General features: G+C 60.6%; 16 protein-coding genes and 2 pseudogenes. 3 read left to right on the forward strand and 15 right to left on the reverse strand.

Annotated elements, in window-relative coordinates:
• Positions 1–24: 24 nt before the first annotated feature.
• Positions 25–807, forward strand: coding sequence for a 3-oxoacyl-ACP reductase (locus CKA81_RS03505; RefSeq protein ID WP_128354067.1), 783 nt, complete (start codon positions 25–27; stop codon positions 805–807).
• A gap of 10 nt (positions 808–817) precedes the next feature.
• Entirely contained in the window at positions 818–2,110 is a 1,293-nt protein-coding gene (locus CKA81_RS03510) for an LLM class flavin-dependent oxidoreductase (protein WP_199287560.1), read from the forward strand.
• 6 nt (positions 2,111–2,116) lie between these two features.
• On the opposite strand, the gene CKA81_RS03515 is transcribed toward CKA81_RS03510, so the two are convergent.
• Positions 2,117–2,563 carry a nucleoside deaminase gene (locus tag CKA81_RS03515; RefSeq protein ID WP_128354068.1) on the reverse strand — a complete coding sequence of 149 codons (447 nt, stop codon included), beginning with the start codon at positions 2,561–2,563 and terminating at the stop codon, positions 2,117–2,119.
• A gap of 14 nt (positions 2,564–2,577) precedes the next feature.
• Entirely contained in the window at positions 2,578–3,753 is a 1,176-nt protein-coding gene (locus tag CKA81_RS03520) for an FAD-dependent oxidoreductase (RefSeq protein WP_237183403.1), read from the reverse strand.
• A 319-nt stretch (positions 3,754–4,072) separates the two neighbouring features.
• On the opposite strand from CKA81_RS03520, the gene CKA81_RS03525 reads away from it, so the two are divergent.
• Positions 4,073–4,390 (forward strand): hypothetical protein, encoded by a 318-nt coding sequence (locus CKA81_RS03525; protein WP_228255775.1) that lies wholly within the window; start codon positions 4,073–4,075, stop codon positions 4,388–4,390.
• 68 nt (positions 4,391–4,458) lie between these two features.
• Here the strand turns inward: CKA81_RS03525 and ureG are convergent, their stop codons facing one another.
• The 13 genes and pseudogenes from ureG to urtA all read right to left on the reverse strand — a co-directional run bounded on the left by ureG (position 4,459) and on the right by urtA (position 15,804).
• Positions 4,459–5,124 carry an urease accessory protein UreG gene (ureG, locus tag CKA81_RS03530; protein WP_128354071.1) on the reverse strand — a complete coding sequence of 222 codons (666 nt, stop codon included), beginning with the start codon at positions 5,122–5,124 and terminating at the stop codon, positions 4,459–4,461.
• 11 nt (positions 5,125–5,135) lie between these two features.
• Positions 5,136–5,825, reverse strand: coding sequence for an urease accessory protein UreF (locus CKA81_RS03535; protein WP_128354072.1), 690 nt, complete (start codon positions 5,823–5,825; stop codon positions 5,136–5,138).
• A 15-nt stretch (positions 5,826–5,840) separates the two neighbouring features.
• Positions 5,841–6,365, reverse strand: a pseudogene (ureE, locus tag CKA81_RS03540) (urease accessory protein UreE); the annotation flags it as partial.
• 2 nt (positions 6,366–6,367) lie between these two features.
• Complete coding sequence (gene ureC, locus CKA81_RS03545; RefSeq protein ID WP_128354074.1) at positions 6,368–8,083, reverse strand: urease subunit alpha; 1,716 nt, start codon at positions 8,081–8,083, stop codon at positions 6,368–6,370.
• Positions 8,083–8,388, reverse strand: coding sequence for an urease subunit beta (locus CKA81_RS03550; RefSeq protein ID WP_128356519.1), 306 nt, complete (start codon positions 8,386–8,388; stop codon positions 8,083–8,085). Before CKA81_RS03550 ends, ureC begins: the two co-directional genes overlap by 1 nt.
• Complete coding sequence (locus CKA81_RS03555; RefSeq protein ID WP_128354075.1) at positions 8,388–8,984, reverse strand: HupE/UreJ family protein; 597 nt, start codon at positions 8,982–8,984, stop codon at positions 8,388–8,390. Before CKA81_RS03555 ends, CKA81_RS03550 begins: the two co-directional genes overlap by 1 nt.
• Positions 8,985–9,028: 44 nt before the next feature.
• On the reverse strand, positions 9,029–9,331 hold the full coding sequence (locus CKA81_RS03560) for an urease subunit gamma (RefSeq protein ID WP_128354076.1): 303 nt from the start codon (positions 9,329–9,331) through the stop codon (positions 9,029–9,031).
• A gap of 17 nt (positions 9,332–9,348) precedes the next feature.
• A complete protein-coding gene (locus tag CKA81_RS03565; RefSeq protein WP_128354077.1) occupies positions 9,349–10,203 on the reverse strand; it encodes an urease accessory protein UreD in 855 nt (284 codons plus the stop codon).
• Positions 10,204–10,235: 32 nt separating this feature from the next.
• A complete protein-coding gene (gene urtE, locus CKA81_RS03570; RefSeq protein ID WP_128354078.1) occupies positions 10,236–10,934 on the reverse strand; it encodes an urea ABC transporter ATP-binding subunit UrtE in 699 nt (232 codons plus the stop codon).
• A gap of 1 nt (position 10,935) precedes the next feature.
• Positions 10,936–11,757, reverse strand: coding sequence for an urea ABC transporter ATP-binding protein UrtD (urtD, locus tag CKA81_RS03575; protein WP_128356521.1), 822 nt, complete (start codon positions 11,755–11,757; stop codon positions 10,936–10,938).
• Between the two features lie 29 nt (positions 11,758–11,786).
• A pseudogene (urtC, locus tag CKA81_RS03580) lies at positions 11,787–12,922 on the reverse strand (urea ABC transporter permease subunit UrtC).
• On the reverse strand, positions 12,919–14,535 hold the full coding sequence (gene urtB / locus CKA81_RS03585) for an urea ABC transporter permease subunit UrtB (RefSeq protein WP_128354079.1): 1,617 nt from the start codon (positions 14,533–14,535) through the stop codon (positions 12,919–12,921). Before urtB ends, urtC begins: the two are co-directional and overlap by 4 nt.
• An 18-nt stretch (positions 14,536–14,553) precedes the next feature.
• Positions 14,554–15,804 carry an urea ABC transporter substrate-binding protein gene (urtA, locus tag CKA81_RS03590; protein ID WP_128354080.1) on the reverse strand — a complete coding sequence of 417 codons (1,251 nt, stop codon included), beginning with the start codon at positions 15,802–15,804 and terminating at the stop codon, positions 14,554–14,556.
• Positions 15,805–15,884 lie beyond the last annotated feature (80 nt).

Consider the following 15,884-nt stretch of genomic DNA (forward strand, 5'->3'; position numbering starts at 1 on the left):
TCGCCACCTACGCAAAGGTATGCCATGAACAACAGCGCAGCGTCACTTCCTCTTGATCAGCAAGTCGTTTTCATTTCCGGCGGCGCCAGGGGCCTGGGCGAACATCTGGTGCGCGCCTTCCTGGGCGAGGGTGCACGCGTCGTGATCAATTATCTGCATAGCGCTCAGGCGGCGGAACAACTGGCCGCCCTGGCACCGCAACGGACCATCGCACTTCAGGCCGATGTCTGTCATGCGCACGCCGTTGCGGAAGCGGTAAGCGCCGCTCGCGATTACTTCGGGCTGCCGATTACCACTGTCGTCAATAATGCGCTACCGTCATTTTCCTTCAATGGTGATGCCAGGCCCCAAGCCGACACGCTATCGTGGGAAGACATCCATCAGCAAATGGAAGGCATTGTTCGCGGCGCGCTGAATACGACTCAGGCCGCGCTGCCCGGCATGCGCGAAATAGGTTTTGGACGGATCATCAATGTGGGCACCAATCTGTTTCAGAATCCCGTCGTTCCCTACCATGACTACACGGCGGCCAAGGCTGCGCTGCTGTCCCTGACGCGCACCTTGTCGCAAGATCTCGGTCCGCAGGGCATCACGGTGAACATGGTGTCGGGCGGTCTATTGCGCACGACGGATGCATCCTCGGCCACGCCTGAGGCGGTGTTCGATCTGATCGCTGCCAGCACGCCCTTGCGCAAGGTAACGACCCCGGCCGAGTTTGCGGACGCGGCGCTGTTCTTCGCCTCGCCCTGGTCGCGCTCGGTGACCGGGCAGAACCTGGTGGTGGATGGCGGTTTGGTCAAGAACTAAGGACAGCCCCGTGATGCATATCAACTTGTTCATATTCGGCTGCGGCCACCATCGGGCGGCCTGGCGACATCCTGCATCGGCCGTGGAGCGCATGGGCGACATTAGCTATTTTGAATCGCTGGCGCAGATCGCAGAGCAGGGCAAATTGGACGCCGTATTCTTCGCCGACGGGCATTCCGCCGAAAATCTTTCCGATGGGCCGCGCTGGTTTCTGGAGCCGCTGACCGCACTGGCGGCCATGAGCCGTGCTACCCAGCACATCGGCCTGATCAGCACCGTCTCCAGTACTTTCTACACGCCTTTTCATGCCGCGCGCATGGTTGCGTCACTGGACCATATTTCAGGCGGCCGCATGGGATGGAATGTGGTCACGTCGATGTTTGACTCTGAAGCGCGCAATCATGGCTATCCCTCGATGCCCGACCATGACTGGCGCTACGCGCGCGCCGAGGAATTCATCACCACGGTGTTGGCGCTGTGGGACTCCTGGGGCGACGACGCGCTGCGCTGCGATCGCCAAGGCGTCTATGTTGCGCCGGAGGCCGTGCGCTCCATCAAGCATCAGGGCGAGCACTTCCTGGTGGATGGGCCTCTGACGGTGCCGCGTCCGCCGCAGGGCCATCCGGTGCTGTTTCAGGCGGGCGCGTCGGACCAGGGCAGGGATTTGGCCGCCAGGCGTGCCGAAGCCATCTATGCCGTGGCCTACGACTTGGGTGCCGCGCAAGCGTATTACCGCGACATCAAGCGTCGGGTCCGCGAGGCCGGGCGCAGCGAGCCGGTGCCCATCATGCCCGGCCTGGTCACCTATGTGGCCTCGACAGAGTCTGAAGCGCGCGCCAAGCAGCGCGAGCTGGACGAACTGTTGCCCTCGCAGGATGCGCTGCGGCAACTGGGCATGTATATAGGGCAGGATTGCCAGGATTGGGAGCTGGACGCACCGGTGCCGCCGCTGCCGCCACTTGAAGCGTTCACAGGCCCCAAGGGGCGTTACGCGACCGTACTGCGCATTATCGAAACCGAGCAGCCCACCTTGCGTGGCTTGTTGGGCCGTTTGGCTGCGGGGGGCGGGCATTGCACCATGGTGGGCACGCCCAGGACCATAGCGGATGAGATGGAGCGCTGGTTCCGCAATGAGGGTGCCGACGGCTTTAATCTGATGCCGCCTTCCTTACCCGGCGGGATAGAAGACTTCATCGAATATGTGATCCCTGAATTGCAAGACCTCGGCCTGTTTCGTAAAGCGTATGAAGCAACTACCTTGCGGGGTCACCTGGGGCTGCAGCGACCGCCGCGGCAGCCTTAAGCGACTTCAGGCATCCGGCTCGCCGATATCTTCGTTCCAGAGGCTGGGCTTGCTTGCGATGAAGTCGTGCATCAGCGCGATGCAATCCGGGTCTTGCAGAACTTCGACATGAACGCCGCGCGAGCGCAGCCAGTCTTCCTCACCCATGAATGTCTGGTTTTCGCCCACGATGATGCGCGGAATGCCATACAGCAGTATGGCGCCGCTGCACATGGAGCAGGGCGACAGCGTGGTGTACAGGACGCATTCACGATAGATCTGCGCGCTTAGCCGACCAGCATTCTCGAAGGCATCCATCTCGCCGTGCAGTATCGCGCTGCCTTGCTGTACGCGCCGGTTATGGCCGCGGCCCAGTATGCGTCCCTGGTGCACAATTACCGAACCGATGGGAATGCCGCCTTCCTGACTGCCCAGTCGCGCTTCTTCTAGCGCCGCTTGCATGAATGCATCCATAAGTTTTTCTCCGTTCAACGGTGTGGCGACCGTACATGTTCACGCCGAAACCCTTGCCCGATGATACGAGCTGGAAGCGAGCGTATAAATGAAAACCCTAGCAGCAATCGCGCGACACGAGGCAGCGCCACCGGCTTGTCGCTGACCTGGCTTGCCAGCGCGGGAGCGATCACCCGGCGCTGGATAAACACCTGCAAGGCCTGGATGATCCTTGTGGGCAAGAGACGCCGTTGTTGTATGGACGCCAGCACTGATTCGCCCGGCCGGCCCGGGGCCCGCATGGCTTGCGCCAGGATATTGCCTGCCGCCACCGCGTCTTGTATGGCCAGGTTGATGCCGACACCGCCTATGGGCGACATGGCGTGCGCCGCGTCGCCGATCAGGAGCAGTCCGGGCTGATGCCATTGTTGCAAGCGGTCCACCCGCACTTGCAGCAACTTCACGTCGTCCCATGAACCTATGCCATCGACCCGATCAGCCAGGAAGGCAACTTTCCGGACAATACGAGAGCGGAAGTCTTCTATTGGTTGCCGGCGCCATTGCTCGACTTCGCCTTTGGCGATCACGCTGGCGATCTGCCAATACTCGCCTCGATTAAGCATGACAAAAAAGTTGCCATAACCCGGTACACCGTAGGTGCCGTCGGGGTCGCTCGGAAGTCGCGCAAGCCGGAACCACAGCACGTCCATGGGCGCGCCCAAATCTGTGGGCTGCAATCCGGCCGCCGCCCGCAGCAAAGAGTGCCGGCCGTCGCACCCCACGACCAGGTCGGCATTGACCTGTATCTCTCCGTCGGGTGACTTGGCCAAGACGCCAATGACTACCCCATTGGCATCGTGAAGCAGTGCCGTCGCTTCGTGCCGCATGCACAGCTTGAAGTCATCGTGGCCCTGCGCCTCGGTGGCAAGCAGATCAAGAAGATCCCATTGCGGAACCAAAGCCATGTAAGGGAACGGCCGCAAGCTGCGGAAGTCGCCCACGGCATGAATGCCATCGGCGAACATGGCATCCAGTTGCTGGACTCGGGTTTGCGGCAGGGCGTCGAACTTATCCTTCAGGCCCAGCTCGGCCAGTATCTCGAGTGTGGACGGATGAACCGTGTCGCCACGAAAGTCCCGCAGAAAATCGCCATGCTTTTCCAGGACGACGGTGGCGATGCCGGCACGCGCCAGCAAGAGTCCGAGCATCATGCCTGCCGGGCCGCCGCCGACGATGCAACAGCGAGTATTTATACTTTTGGAGTCAGTTGCCATGCGCGCGAGTTTGCGCGCCACCGGCGCATCGGTCAAGCTTCACGGGCACCTAGGGAAATCCTAGGGATGCGAATTTGTAAGTAAGCCTTCTCATTGGTGACCAGGTCTGTAAAATAAATTTTGCCCCTTTTAAGTTCAGCCCTAAGGGTGTCTACCACCACGAGGAGAACAAACATGTCCAACGAAACAATGAACAAGTGATCAATACCGACCCACAAAAACCATCTGGCTCTGGTCCTGCGCAGGGGCGGCGGCCTTGACGATGGTCGTGGGTTTTACCGCCGGCGGCTGGGTGACTGGCGGCACCGCGGCACAGCAGGCCGAAACCTCCACCGAAGCAGCCGTAGCGCAGCTTGCTGCAAGCATCTGCGCCAATCGTTTTCTCGCAGCACCTGACGCGCAGTATCAGCTAACCCAGCTTCAGGAAGTCGATTCCTGGAAGCAAGACAGCTTTATCGAAGAAGGTGGCTGGGTAACCTTTGCCAATATGGAGCACCCTGTAGAGGGCGCAGCAGATTTATGCGCCGAGAAGGTGCTGGCCGGCAACCCGGTCGCCCCGGAAAGCGGGGCGTAGTCTTAGCCCGCCGTCAATCGTTGACTACATACCGCCCAGATGTCTTATCGTGCCTCCGGGCGGTATTGCTATACCCCGACCCCGGCCAACAGGCCTTCGCGTTCTATGAAAGCGATGATGGCGTCAATGCCGTCGCCCGTCTTGATCGAACCCATGATAAATGGCCGATTGCCGCGCATGCGTTTGGTGTCTTCCTCCATCACCTGAAGCGAAGCACCCACATAAGGGGCCAGGTCAGTTTTGTTGATGATGAGCAGGTCCGACTTGGTGATGCCCGGCCCACCCTTGCGTGGTATTTTTTCGCCGCCTGCAACGTCAATCACATATAGAGTCAGATCTGAAAGTTCGGGGCTGAAGGTGGCCGCAAGGTTGTCGCCGCCCGACTCTACAAAGACGATATCGGCATCCGGAAACTTGTTCATCATGCGATCTATGGCTTCCAGGTTGATGGAGGCGTCCTCGCGGATGGCGGTATGCGGGCATCCTCCCGTTTCCACTCCCATGATGCGTTCCGCCGGCAGTGCTCCGGACACGGTCAATAGCCGCTGGTCTTCCTTGGTGTAGATGTCATTGGTGATGGCGATCAAGTCGTATCGCTTGGACATTTCCTTGCACAGCATTTCCAGCAAAGTCGTTTTTCCTGAGCCCACCGGACCGCCGACGCCCACGCGCAGCACGGGCAATGATTGTCGGCGTCCCGGCAAAGGCTTGTTGGTTTGTAGATCGGTCGTCATAGGGTAGGCCCTCAGGATCGGAATAAACGGGAGTACTGTGTTTCGTGACGGGACGACAAGATGGCAAGCTGCGGAGCCAAGGTGTGCAGGCAGGGCGGATCGCTTGCAGCTCTTCGGCTGGCGTCCGTGCATGCCTGCGGTATGCACAGACGCAGTTGATCCAGGATGCGCTGGCCGGCGACCTGGCCCAGGGGCACGGTTTTTAGCGCTGCCATCGTCTGATTCTCGAGCCACGAAAACAAATAGGCGGCCAGGCCGGCGCGCCGGGGTATGCCCAGCGCCCAACAGGCGTAGGCATGGGCGGTGGGCAGCACGACGGCCTGCAGACCAAGCAAACGATCGCGTGCCTCGGCACTGCCCCACGCCAGCTCGTCGGCCAGTTTCACCAAGGACCATGCCATCTGCTCGGTTTCCTGGCGCAGCTCGCGGGTTTCGCGCGATGCCAGGAACCAGGCGTTCCAGTGGGCCAGGCGTTCCCAGTTGCAGGTGTTCCAGCTATCAAATAGCAATAGCCATACGGGGGCTTCGCAGGGGGTGAGCACCCATTCCAGTTGTTGTGCAATCCAGCGATGAGCGCTGGCTTCATCGGTAATCAACTGCGTATCGATCGCCGCTTCGAGGCCCTGCGAATAGCTATAGCCGCCTATGGGTAAGGCGGGCGATGAAAGCTGCAACAAGGCGACGATCTGACTGTCCTGCATGATTGCCGCCTACGGATGCGGATGAGTATGTGCGGCATAGGCCGCATGAGCCAGCGCCTGGTCTTCGGCGAAGGTTTCATCGTGCCCATGGCGGTGTCCGCCGCCATAAGCCCCGGCGCCAGGTTGAAATTGCTGGTACGCCCGATGAACCACTAGTCCGCCCAGACGACCCAGCATGTCGGCCAGCACGGGGTCATATTCCAGTTTGAGGTAGTCTGCCCCCACCTCTACCAGCACGTGCCGATTGCCCAGGTGGTAGGCAGCGCGCGTCAGGGCCATTGGCGTGTCCGCCGTTACGCGCAAGACTGGCTCGATGGCCGCATGGACGACGATGAGCTTCCCGTCGTCAGCAACCAACACATCGCCATGCTGCAAGACGGTTCCTCGATTCAAAACCATGGCTAGCTCTTCGCGGTTGTCCAGACGTAGTTTTTGCCGGCTGCGGCGGCGGTACTCAAAAGTCAGTACCACTTTGGGCGCGTGGCGAATCAGGGTGGGGGCGATGGCGGTTCCCGCCAGGCGTTTATTGATGGTTCGCATGATCAAAACAAGAAGTAGCGTTGCGTCATGGGCAACTTGCCGGCGGGCTGGCAAACCAGAAGCTGGCCGTCGGCCATGACCTGGTAGGTTTGAGGGTCGACGGTGATGTCAGGCAGCCAGTTGTTATGGACCATGTCAGCCTTGCCGATGCTGCGGCAGCCATGCACGGCCTCTAGCGCCTTGGTCAGCCCCAGGGCATGCAGCTCTGGGTTGTCGAGCCCGGCTTGCGACACAAAGCTGATGGAGGTCTTGATGGCTTTGCCGAAGCTGCCGAACATGGGCCGAAAGCACACAGGCTGCGGTGTGGCGATGGAAGCACCCGGATCGCCCATGCTGGCCGCGGCGATCATGCCGCCTTTGATCACCATGCTTGCCTTTACGCCGAAGAAGGCGGGGCGCCAAAGCACGATATCGGCCAGCTTGCCCGTTTCGATAGAGCCGACTTTATGCGCAATTCCGTGTGCGATGGCCGGGTTGATGGTGTACTTGGCGATGTAGCGCTTGATGCGATGATTGTCGGCGCGGGCGCTGTCGCCCTCCAGCGCGCCGCGCTGCGCCTTCATCTTGTCGGCAGTTTGCCAGGTGCGCAGTACAACCTCGCCGACGCGCCCCATGGCTTGCGAGTCGGAACTCATGATCGAGAAGGCGCCCAGATCGTGCAGAATGTCTTCCGCTGCGATGGTCTCACGCCGTATGCGGCTTTCGGCGAAAGCGACGTCTTCGGCGATGGACGCATCCAGATGGTGGCAAACCATCAACATGTCCAGGTGTTCGTCGATGGTGTTGGTGGTGAAGGGCATGGTCGGATTGGTCGACGCCGGCAACACATTGGGCATGCCGGCCGCCCGGATGATGTCCGGAGCGTGGCCGCCGCCCGCACCCTCGGTATGAAAAGAATGAATGCAGCGGCCCTTGAACGCCTTGAAGGTATCTTCCACAAAGCCCGATTCATTCAAGGTGTCGCTGTGGATGGCCACTTGCACATCGGTAGCGTCGGCAACGGTGAGGCAGGTATCGATGGCGGCTGGCGTGGTGCCCCAGTCCTCGTGCAGCTTAAGCCCGATGGCGCCGGCGCGGACTTGTTCCAACAGCGGTTCCTGCTGGCTGGCATTGCCTTTGCCCAGCAGGCCGATATTCATGGGAAAGGCATCCAGTGCCATCAGCATGTGTTGGATATGCCAGGGCCCCGGCGTGCAAGTGGTGGCAAGGGTTCCGGTGGCCGGACCCGTGCCGCCCCCTATCATGGTGCTTACGCCGCTGGCCAGCGCTTCGTCGATTTGCTGGGGGCAAATAAAGTGTATGTGCGAGTCGATGGCGCCCGCCGTAACAATCATGCCCTCACCAGCGATGATTTCGGTGGCCGGGCCAATGACGATGGTGACCCCGGGTTGTATATCCGGATTGCCAGCCTTGCCCAGGCCGGAGATCAGGCCGTTCTTGATGCCGATATCGGCCTTGATGATGCCCGTGATGGCATCGACGATTAGCGCATTGGTGATGACCGTGTCGGCACAATCTGCGCTGGAGCGCTGGCTTTGTCCCATGCCGTCGCGGATGACTTTTCCTCCGCCGAACTTGACCTCTTCCCCGAATATGCACCGGTCTTCTTCGACTTCGGCGAGCAAGCTGGTATCGGCAAGACGTATGCGGTCGCCCACGCCATGGACTACGGTAGGGCCAAACATTTCGGTGTAGGCCTGCCTGGAAATCATCACCATTACAGCGCTCCCATGATGTCGCCCCGAAAGCCGAACACCCGGCGGTCTCCTGCCAGCGCTATGATTTCTACGGTACGCTTTTGACCCGGCTCGAAACGCACGGCGGTTCCGGCCGCGATGTTCAGCCGGCAACCCCGGGCGAGGCCGCGGTCGAATGACAAGGCGCTGTTGACTTCGGCGAAGTGGTAGTGCGAGCCAACCTGCACCGGTCGATCGCCGTGGTTGACAACGTCTATCGTCCAGGTGGCACGCCCCGCGTTAAGTTCCATGCTGCCTGATTCGGCAAGGATTTCGCCGGGTATCATCATGCGGCCCCGGACCACAGCGCCAGGCCGTAGGCGGCGATGCCGGCACCCGCCAAGCGGCTCAACCACAATGCCCGGCCCGATACCATCCATCCTGCTGCAAGTCCGGTCAAAAGCAGGGCCAGCGTGCTGAACATGAAGCCGACAATGTAAGCAGCGACACTGCCGCCGGCCAGCATCTCTGCGCCATGCGCCATGCCATGAAACAAGGCGAAAGCGCCTGCCAATGCAGGCCCGGCCCAGAGCGGGACGCTGACGCGACTGGCCAGCAACAGGCCCAGCACCAGCAGCGATGCGATGATCATGGGTTCGATCGCAGCAACGCCGGCTACGGCCATTCCTGCCACGGCGCCCACCAGGAGCAGCGCGAGGAAACTGACCAAGATCGTTATGGCGTTGTGATTGGCCCGACTGGTGGCCGCCCATAAGCCTACGGCCAGCATGGCCAGCAAGTGATCAGTACCGGTCAAGGGATGCAGCAGACCGGCTGCCAGCATATCGCCGGAGTCGGCGGCCGTGTGCCCAGGATGTGCAAGGGCGACCTCGCCTATAAGCGTCAAGGCGATCATGGCGGTAGAGCGGGGTAAGAGCTTCATAATTACATCCCTAAGTATGCGGTGCTGGCATTGCAGCTGCAGGTTCAGATAATGGGGTGATGGACGGTGACCAGCTTGGTGCCGTCCGGGAACGTAGCCTCGACCTGTATATCGGCGATCATTTCCGGAACCCCTTCCATGACGTCGTCGCGGGCCAATATGGTGGTGCCGTGATGCATCAAGTCGGCTACGCTGCGACCGTCCCGCGCGCCTTCCATCAAGGCCGCCGTGATAAGCGCAATCGATTCCGGGTAGTTCAACTTCAGCCCCCGCGCCTTGCGGCGTTCAGCGAGCAGTGCTGCGGTAAAAATCAACAGCTTGTCTTTTTCCCGAGGTGTCAGTTCCATGGTGGTCCGTTCAGGTTTCAGGTATTCCATAGCCGAGGCAGCGCGCCTGGCGTTTCCAGTAAGCGTGGCCGCAATTGCATCCATAGGTCGGTCAACAACCCTCTTACGTCCTGGGTATGCCGGCCCAGCACGCGCACCAGGGTCAGCCCCTGCTGATCTGGTTGCCGGATATGAGTCAGTCCGGCCCGCAGCGTGGCGGTCCAGGGCAGCTGCTGCGCCAGTTCGTCCGTATATTCGCCGCTCAGTTCGGTTCCGAATGCCCACAGCGTGGCGACGACGGGATAGCCCGCCAGCCCCGGGTCGCAATGGCGTGCCGGGCCAGCTGCGGTAAGCTCGCCGCATTCCAGCCATACCGGGGCATCGTCCAGATAAAGGGTGGAAGCAAGGTGGACGCGGCCCTCATCCCAATGGGTGGCGGCTTGTATGCGGCCCAACTGATTGATCTCCCAGCCGATGGCCGCACTGCCGCTATGCAGATCAATATGGTTCTGCAACGAGGCATCGGTCTGCTCAAAGAAAATATTCTCTTGTGGCAGCCAGTCCAGCCGAGCTCCGGCCATCACACGCAGATGGGTGTGCTGGACTGCCTTCCTGCCGTTGGCCTTGTACCAACGGGTCGCGCCGGGGGTTGTTAGCAACGCATGGGCGCCGCCCTCTACGCGCACGTCTATCGTCAGCTCATCGCCGCCGGCGATGCCGGAGGGCGGATGCAATATCGTCACATGGCATACTGCCGGCCCTTCCGGATACAAGGCCTTTTGCACGAGTAGTGGCCCGGCATGGCGACGGCTGGAGAGCACCGACCTGCCTGCTCCCTGGCCAGCGAACGACAGGGCCAGATGCGCCGGCCAGGTATCGGGCAGGGCGCTCATGCTGGGGCTCCATGTGGCATGGTCATGATGCGCTATACCGATAAATGGCGACGGACATCGTCGCCGTCGATCTGCGATCGATCGCCCGCCGCGACGACCTGGCCGCGAGACAGGACCAGGAAATCATCCGCCAGTTGCCGTGCAAAGTCGAAGTACTGTTCGCAAAGCAAAATGCCGATGTCTCCGCGAGCCCGCAGCAGCTCGATGACCTTGGCAATATCCTTGATGATGGAGGGTTGTATGCCTTCAGTGGGCTCGTCCAGAATGATCAGCGAGGGCTCAGCCACCAAGGCCCTGGCAATCGCTAATTGCTGCTGCTGACCACCCGAGAGATCGCCGCCGCGGCGTGCCCGCATGCTGTTCAAGACAGGAAAAAGCTCGAATATTTCGCCCTTGATGCGCCGGGCCGCCGACGCCGGCTTGGTAGCCATGCCCATCAGTATGTTCTCTTGGACAGTCAGTCGCGCGAAGATCTCCCGCCCCTGGGGAACATAGGCGATGCCCAGCGCGGCGTGCTGATGCGGTGACAAGCGGGTGATGTCCTTGCCATTGAACTGTACGCTGCCCGACGCCACAGGCAACACGCCCATCAGGCACTTCAATAAGGTCGTCTTGCCTACACCGTTGCGGCCCAGGAGCGCAAGGCACTTGCCTTGTTCCACAGCTAGTGAGACGCCACGCAGCGTATGGCTGCCGCCGTAGTATTGATCGATAGCCTGCACATCCAGCATATCAGCGCCCCAAATACACTTCGATTACGCGTTGGTCGGCCTGCACGGCTGCCATGGTGCCCTCGGCCAGTACCGCGCCCTCATGCAGCACCGTCACCTTGCCCTGGCCCGCAATGCTGGCCACGAAGTCCATGTCGTGTTCCACCACCATCAGCGAGTGACGGCCCTTTAATTCGTTAAGCAGTTCGCCGGTGCGCTCTGTTTCGGCGTCGGTCATCCCGGCTACGGGCTCGTCCAGCAGCAGCAGTTTGGGCTCCTGCATCAGCAGCATCCCGATCTCCAGCCATTGCTTTTGTCCATGCGACAGCAGACCGGCCGGCCGCCACGCTTCCGGTGTGAGTCGTATCAGGGCCAGGGTCTGGCCTATGGCATCGGCTTGGGCACCGGTAAGGCGAGAGAACAAGGTAGGCCGCACTCGCTTGTCGGTCTTCATGGCCAGCTCCAGATTCTCGATAACGCTGTGGTTTTCGAAAACGGTGGGACGCTGAAACTTGCGGCCTATGCCGGCATGCGCGATCTGGGTTTCGGACAGCGTCGTGAGGTCAATGTTTTGACCAAAGTAGGCGGTGCCGGAACTCGGAGCCGTCTTGCCCGTGATGACGTCCATCATGGTGGTCTTGCCTGCTCCGTTGGGCCCGATGATGCAGCGCAGTTCGCCAACGCCGATATCCAGAGTCAGATTATTCAGTGCCTTGAATCCGTCGAAACTTACCGTGATCCCGTCCAGATACAGTATGACGCCATGGCGGGTGTCGACGTCGCGGCTGGCGACATGCCCATATGAGGCATCATTGCCGGCGTCGCGTTCGATGGCCGCTCTCATGACCTCCAGTTGCCTGGCGTGCGCGCGCTTCATGTTGCTTCCTTTCTTTGGTGGCGGACCGCCAGTTTGCGCGCCAGTCCCACTATGCCCTGCGGCAGGAACAAAGTGGTCAGCACAAATATGAGGCCCAGGGCATATAGCCAGAACTCAGGCAGCACACTGGTGAACCAGGTTTTCAAACCATTGACCGCGCCGGCGCCGATGATGGGACCGATGAGGGTTCCACGTCCGCCGGTGGCCACCCAGATCACCATCTCTATGGAGTTCTCGGTAGACATCTCGCTGGGGTTGATGATGCCCACTTGGGGCACGTAGAGGGCGCCCGCGATGCCGCACATGACCGCCGACGTACACCAGACAAACAACTTGAATCCCAGCGGGTCGTAACCGATGAATCGCAGGCGGCTCTCCGAGTCCCGCACCGCCGTCAGAACCCGCCCGAGCTTGGATTGCGTGATGGCGCGTGCGAGGACCAAGGCGCCGACCAACATGCTCAGGGTGATCCAGTAAAGCGTCGCCCGGGTGCTGGAAGCAGTGATGTCGTATCCCAGAATTCGCTGGAACCCCGTAAAGCCATTGTTGCCGCCAAAGCCTGTTTCATTGCGAAAGAAAAGCAGCATGGCGGCGAAGGTCATGGCTTGTGTGATGATGGAGAAGTACACGCCCTTGATGCGCGAGCGGAACGCAAAGTAGCCGAAGAGAAAAGCCAGCGCCCCGGGCACCAGCACGACGAGCAACATTGCATAGGCGAAATGGTCGGTGAACGCCCAGAACCAGGGGTAGGCCTGCCAATCCAGGAACACCATGAAATCAGGCAGGGCGGCTGTACCCGCAGCATCGGGGCAATGGAGCGCATCAGATACATGCCGTGGGCATAGCCGCCCAGGGCAAAGAACAAGCCATGCCCCAAGGACAAGATGCCTGCATACCCCCACACCAGGTCCAGCGCGAGTGCCGCCAGCGCATAGCACATGAACTTGCCCAATAGCGCCACCGCATAGGGTGTGACGTATAGCGGATGGTCCGGTGATACGACCAGATTGAGCAGCGGCAGCGTAGCCAGCAATGCCACTGCGGCCACCAGGCTAGCCCATGCCGTCAACGAGAACAGCCGCTTGTCCGACACGAACTGGCTGGCCAGATTATGCGTGTACGCCTGCGTCATTCCACGCTCCTGCCGCGCGGCGCGAACAGCCCTTGCGGACGCTTTTGAACGAACAACACGATAAGCACCAGTATGGTGATCTTTGCCATGACAGCGCCTGCCCAGGGTTCCAGAAACTTGTTGATGGTGCCCAGGCCCAGCGCGGCGACCACGGTTCCGGCCAGTTGCCCAACCCCGCCCAGCACCACCACCATGAAGGAGTCCACCAGATAGGCGCGGCCCAGGTCCGGCCCCACGTTGCCCAACTGTGACAACGCCACACCGCCCAGCCCGGCGATGCCCGAGCCCAGGCCGAATGCCAGCATGTCGATCCGTCCGGTTGGCACGCCGACGCAGTCCGCCATGCGGCGATTCTGCGTGATGGCGCGTACGAACAAGCCCAGCCGAGTGTGATTGAGCAGCAGCCAGACAAAGAAGACGACCAGCAGCGAGAAGACAATAATGGCCAGGCGGTTGTAGCTAAGCACAAGCCCGCCCAGCAGCGTCACGCCACCGGACATCCACGAGGGGTTGCCTACTTCAACATTCTGCGCGCCGAACAAGGTACGTACGGCCTGCATCAGGATCAGGCTGATCCCCCACGTGGCAAGCAGGGACTCCAGCGGGCGAGCGTACAGCCAGCGGATTACCGTGCGCTCCATGACCATGCCCACGGCCGCAGTGACCAGGAAGGCGACCGGCAACGCTGCGATCACATACCAGTCGATCCAGGCAGGCATGTAGTTCTTGAACAGCAGTTGCATCAAATAGCTGGCGTAAGCGCCTATCATCAGCAGTTCGCCATGCGCCATGTTGATGACGCCCATCAGGCCGAAGGTGATGGCCAGGCCCAGCGCCGCCAGCAGCAGGACGCTACCCAGGCTGATGCCGTAAAATAGATTGCCGGCCCATTCGATCTTCCACAGATGACTGTCGATTTGCTTCAAGGCGCCGGCAGCCGCCACACGTACTTGCGGATCGGTATCGGCCTCGGCCAGGTCTGCCAGCGCGCTACGGAAAGCGCCATCACCCGATTTGCCCAGCACCTGGACCGCCATACGGCGTGTGTCGGCATCACTGCTTTTAAGCGCCAGGGTTGCCAAGGCAATACCGAGGGCGCGCCTGACATCGCCATGGGTCTCTTGCGCACTTGCCTTGTTCAGTAGTGGGACGGTCAACGGGTCAGCGCCTCGCTGCAGGCGTCGCGCCGCCGCCAGGCGCGCCTGCGGATCGTCCGAAAACAGATCCGAGGCGGCCAGTGCGCCGTTGATGGCGCCACGCAAGCGGTTGTTGATGATGATGGCGTCAACATCATCTGGCAGCGCAGACTCCTTACCGGTCAAGGGATCCCAGCTTCGATCGTTCTCGGTCTGGACCAGGATGCTCCCCTGGGGTGTCGCGAAGAGCCTTGCGCTGCCCAACGCTTTCAAGATCCGTATCGAGGCAGCATCGGACATCTGCCCAAGCTGCGCAATGACTTGCAGCTTGGCGCTGGTGTCTCCTTGCACCAACGGAGCCAGCATTGCTGCATCCAGTCTTGCAGGCCCGTCTGCCCAGGCGACATGCCCAGGCATAAGCAACAGCAGTGACAGAGCGAGTTGGCGCCAGAAGGCCTGGCAGGCTTGATAACTCATCGCGTACCCATTCAAGAATCAAAGACCCTGCTTGCTTTCATTGCCCGCGATGTAAGGGCTCCAGGGTTGGGCGCGTAGGGGGCCATCCGTTTTCCAAACCACATCGAACTGACCGTCTGCCCGGATCTCGCCGATGTAAACGGGCTTGTGCAAATGGTGATTGGTTTTGTCCATCTGGATGGTGAATCCGTTGGGCGCCGTGAAGCTCTGGCCCCCCATGGCGGCTATGACCTTGTCCACATCTGTGGACTGCGCCTGCTCGACGGCCTGCTTCCACATATTGATGCCGATGTAGGTCGCCTCCATGGGGTCATTGGTGACGGCCGTCGAGGCGTTGGGCAAGTTGTTGGCGGCGGCGTATGCCTGCCACTTCTGGATGAAGTCGCTGTTGACCGGGTTCTTGATGGATTGAAAGTAGTTCCAGGCGGCCAGATGCCCGACCAATGGCGTGGCGTCCACGCCCCGCAGCTCTTCCTCTCCCACCGAGAAGGCAATTACAGGCACATCGGTCGCCTTCAGGCCGGCATTGCCCAGCTCCTTGTAGAAGGGCACATTCGAGTCGCCGTTGATGGTCGAGATGACTGCCGTTTTCCCACCGGTGGAAAACTTCTTGATGTTGGCAACGATGGTCTGATAGTCGGCATGGCCGAAGGGCGTGTAGACCTCATCGATGTCGCTGTCCTTGACGCCCTTCGAGTGCAGGAAGCTGCGCAATATCTTATTGGTGGTGCGCGGATAGACGTAGTCTGTTCCCAACAGCACGAAACGCTTGGCGCCGCCGCCATCCTCGCTCATGAGGTACTCGACAGCCGGTATGGCTTGCTGGTTGGGCGCCGCGCCGGTGTAGAAGACGTTGCGTTCCAGCTCTTCGCCCTCGTACTGCACGGGATAGAAGAGCAGGCCGTTAAGCTCCTTGAAGACCGGCAGCACCGATTTGCGCGACACCGAGGTCCAGGCCCCAAACACGACCGACACCTGATCCTGGGCCAGCAGTTGGCGAGCCTTCTCGGCAAACAGCGGCCAGTTCGACGCGGGGTCAACCACCACGGCTTCCAGTTGCTTGCCCATCACGCCGCCATTGGCGTTGATCTCCTGGATAGTCATCAAGGCAACGTCCTTCAAGGACGTTTCCGAAATGGCCATGGTTCCGGACAAGGAATGCAGGATGCCAACCTTGATGGTATCGGCCGCCTGCGTCGCGGGGATCCAGCCCGTCATGGCAAATAAGCTTGCGGCGGTCAACTGCTTGAGAACCAGTCTGCGTTTCATGTATTGCTCCGTAGAAGAGAAGAGAGGGACAGCACACGAAGGTTTACGCAATAGCTGTGCCAACTTTTAAGGAGCGGTTT

Origin of the sequence: Pollutimonas thiosulfatoxidans (genome assembly GCF_004022565.1) — a bacterium.
GTDB lineage: Bacteria > Pseudomonadota > Gammaproteobacteria > Burkholderiales > Burkholderiaceae_B > Pusillimonas_D > Pusillimonas_D thiosulfatoxidans.

Excerpts from the sequence above, each read along its gene's own strand:
- urtA (WP_128354080.1), bottom strand. The coding sequence starts at position 15,804 with ATGAAACGCAGACTGGTTCTCAAGCAGTTGACCGCCGCAAGCTTATTT.
- urtB (WP_128354079.1), bottom strand. The coding sequence starts at position 14,535 with ATGAGTTATCAAGCCTGCCAGGCCTTCTGGCGCCAACTCGCTCTGTCA.
- CKA81_RS03565 (WP_128354077.1), bottom strand. The coding sequence starts at position 10,203 with ATGAGCGCCCTGCCCGATACCTGGCCGGCGCATCTGGCCCTGTCGTTC.
- urtE (WP_128354078.1), bottom strand. The coding sequence starts at position 10,934 with ATGCTGGATGTGCAGGCTATCGATCAATACTACGGCGGCAGCCATACG.
- ureC (WP_128354074.1), bottom strand. The coding sequence starts at position 8,083 with ATGGTGATGATTTCCAGGCAGGCCTACACCGAAATGTTTGGCCCTACC.
- CKA81_RS03550 (WP_128356519.1), bottom strand. The coding sequence starts at position 8,388 with ATGATACCCGGCGAAATCCTTGCCGAATCAGGCAGCATGGAACTTAAC.
- CKA81_RS03535 (WP_128354072.1), bottom strand. The coding sequence starts at position 5,825 with ATGCAGGACAGTCAGATCGTCGCCTTGTTGCAGCTTTCATCGCCCGCC.
- CKA81_RS03515 (WP_128354068.1), bottom strand. The coding sequence starts at position 2,563 with ATGGATGCATTCATGCAAGCGGCGCTAGAAGAAGCGCGACTGGGCAGT.
- CKA81_RS03520 (WP_237183403.1), bottom strand. The coding sequence starts at position 3,753 with ATGATGCTCGGACTCTTGCTGGCGCGTGCCGGCATCGCCACCGTCGTC.
- urtD (WP_128356521.1), bottom strand. The coding sequence starts at position 11,757 with ATGAGAGCGGCCATCGAACGCGACGCCGGCAATGATGCCTCATATGGG.
- CKA81_RS03505 (WP_128354067.1), top strand. The coding sequence starts at position 25 with ATGAACAACAGCGCAGCGTCACTTCCTCTTGATCAGCAAGTCGTTTTC.
- CKA81_RS03560 (WP_128354076.1), bottom strand. The coding sequence starts at position 9,331 with ATGGAACTGACACCTCGGGAAAAAGACAAGCTGTTGATTTTTACCGCA.
- CKA81_RS03555 (WP_128354075.1), bottom strand. The coding sequence starts at position 8,984 with ATGAAGCTCTTACCCCGCTCTACCGCCATGATCGCCTTGACGCTTATA.
- ureG (WP_128354071.1), bottom strand. The coding sequence starts at position 5,124 with ATGACGACCGATCTACAAACCAACAAGCCTTTGCCGGGACGCCGACAA.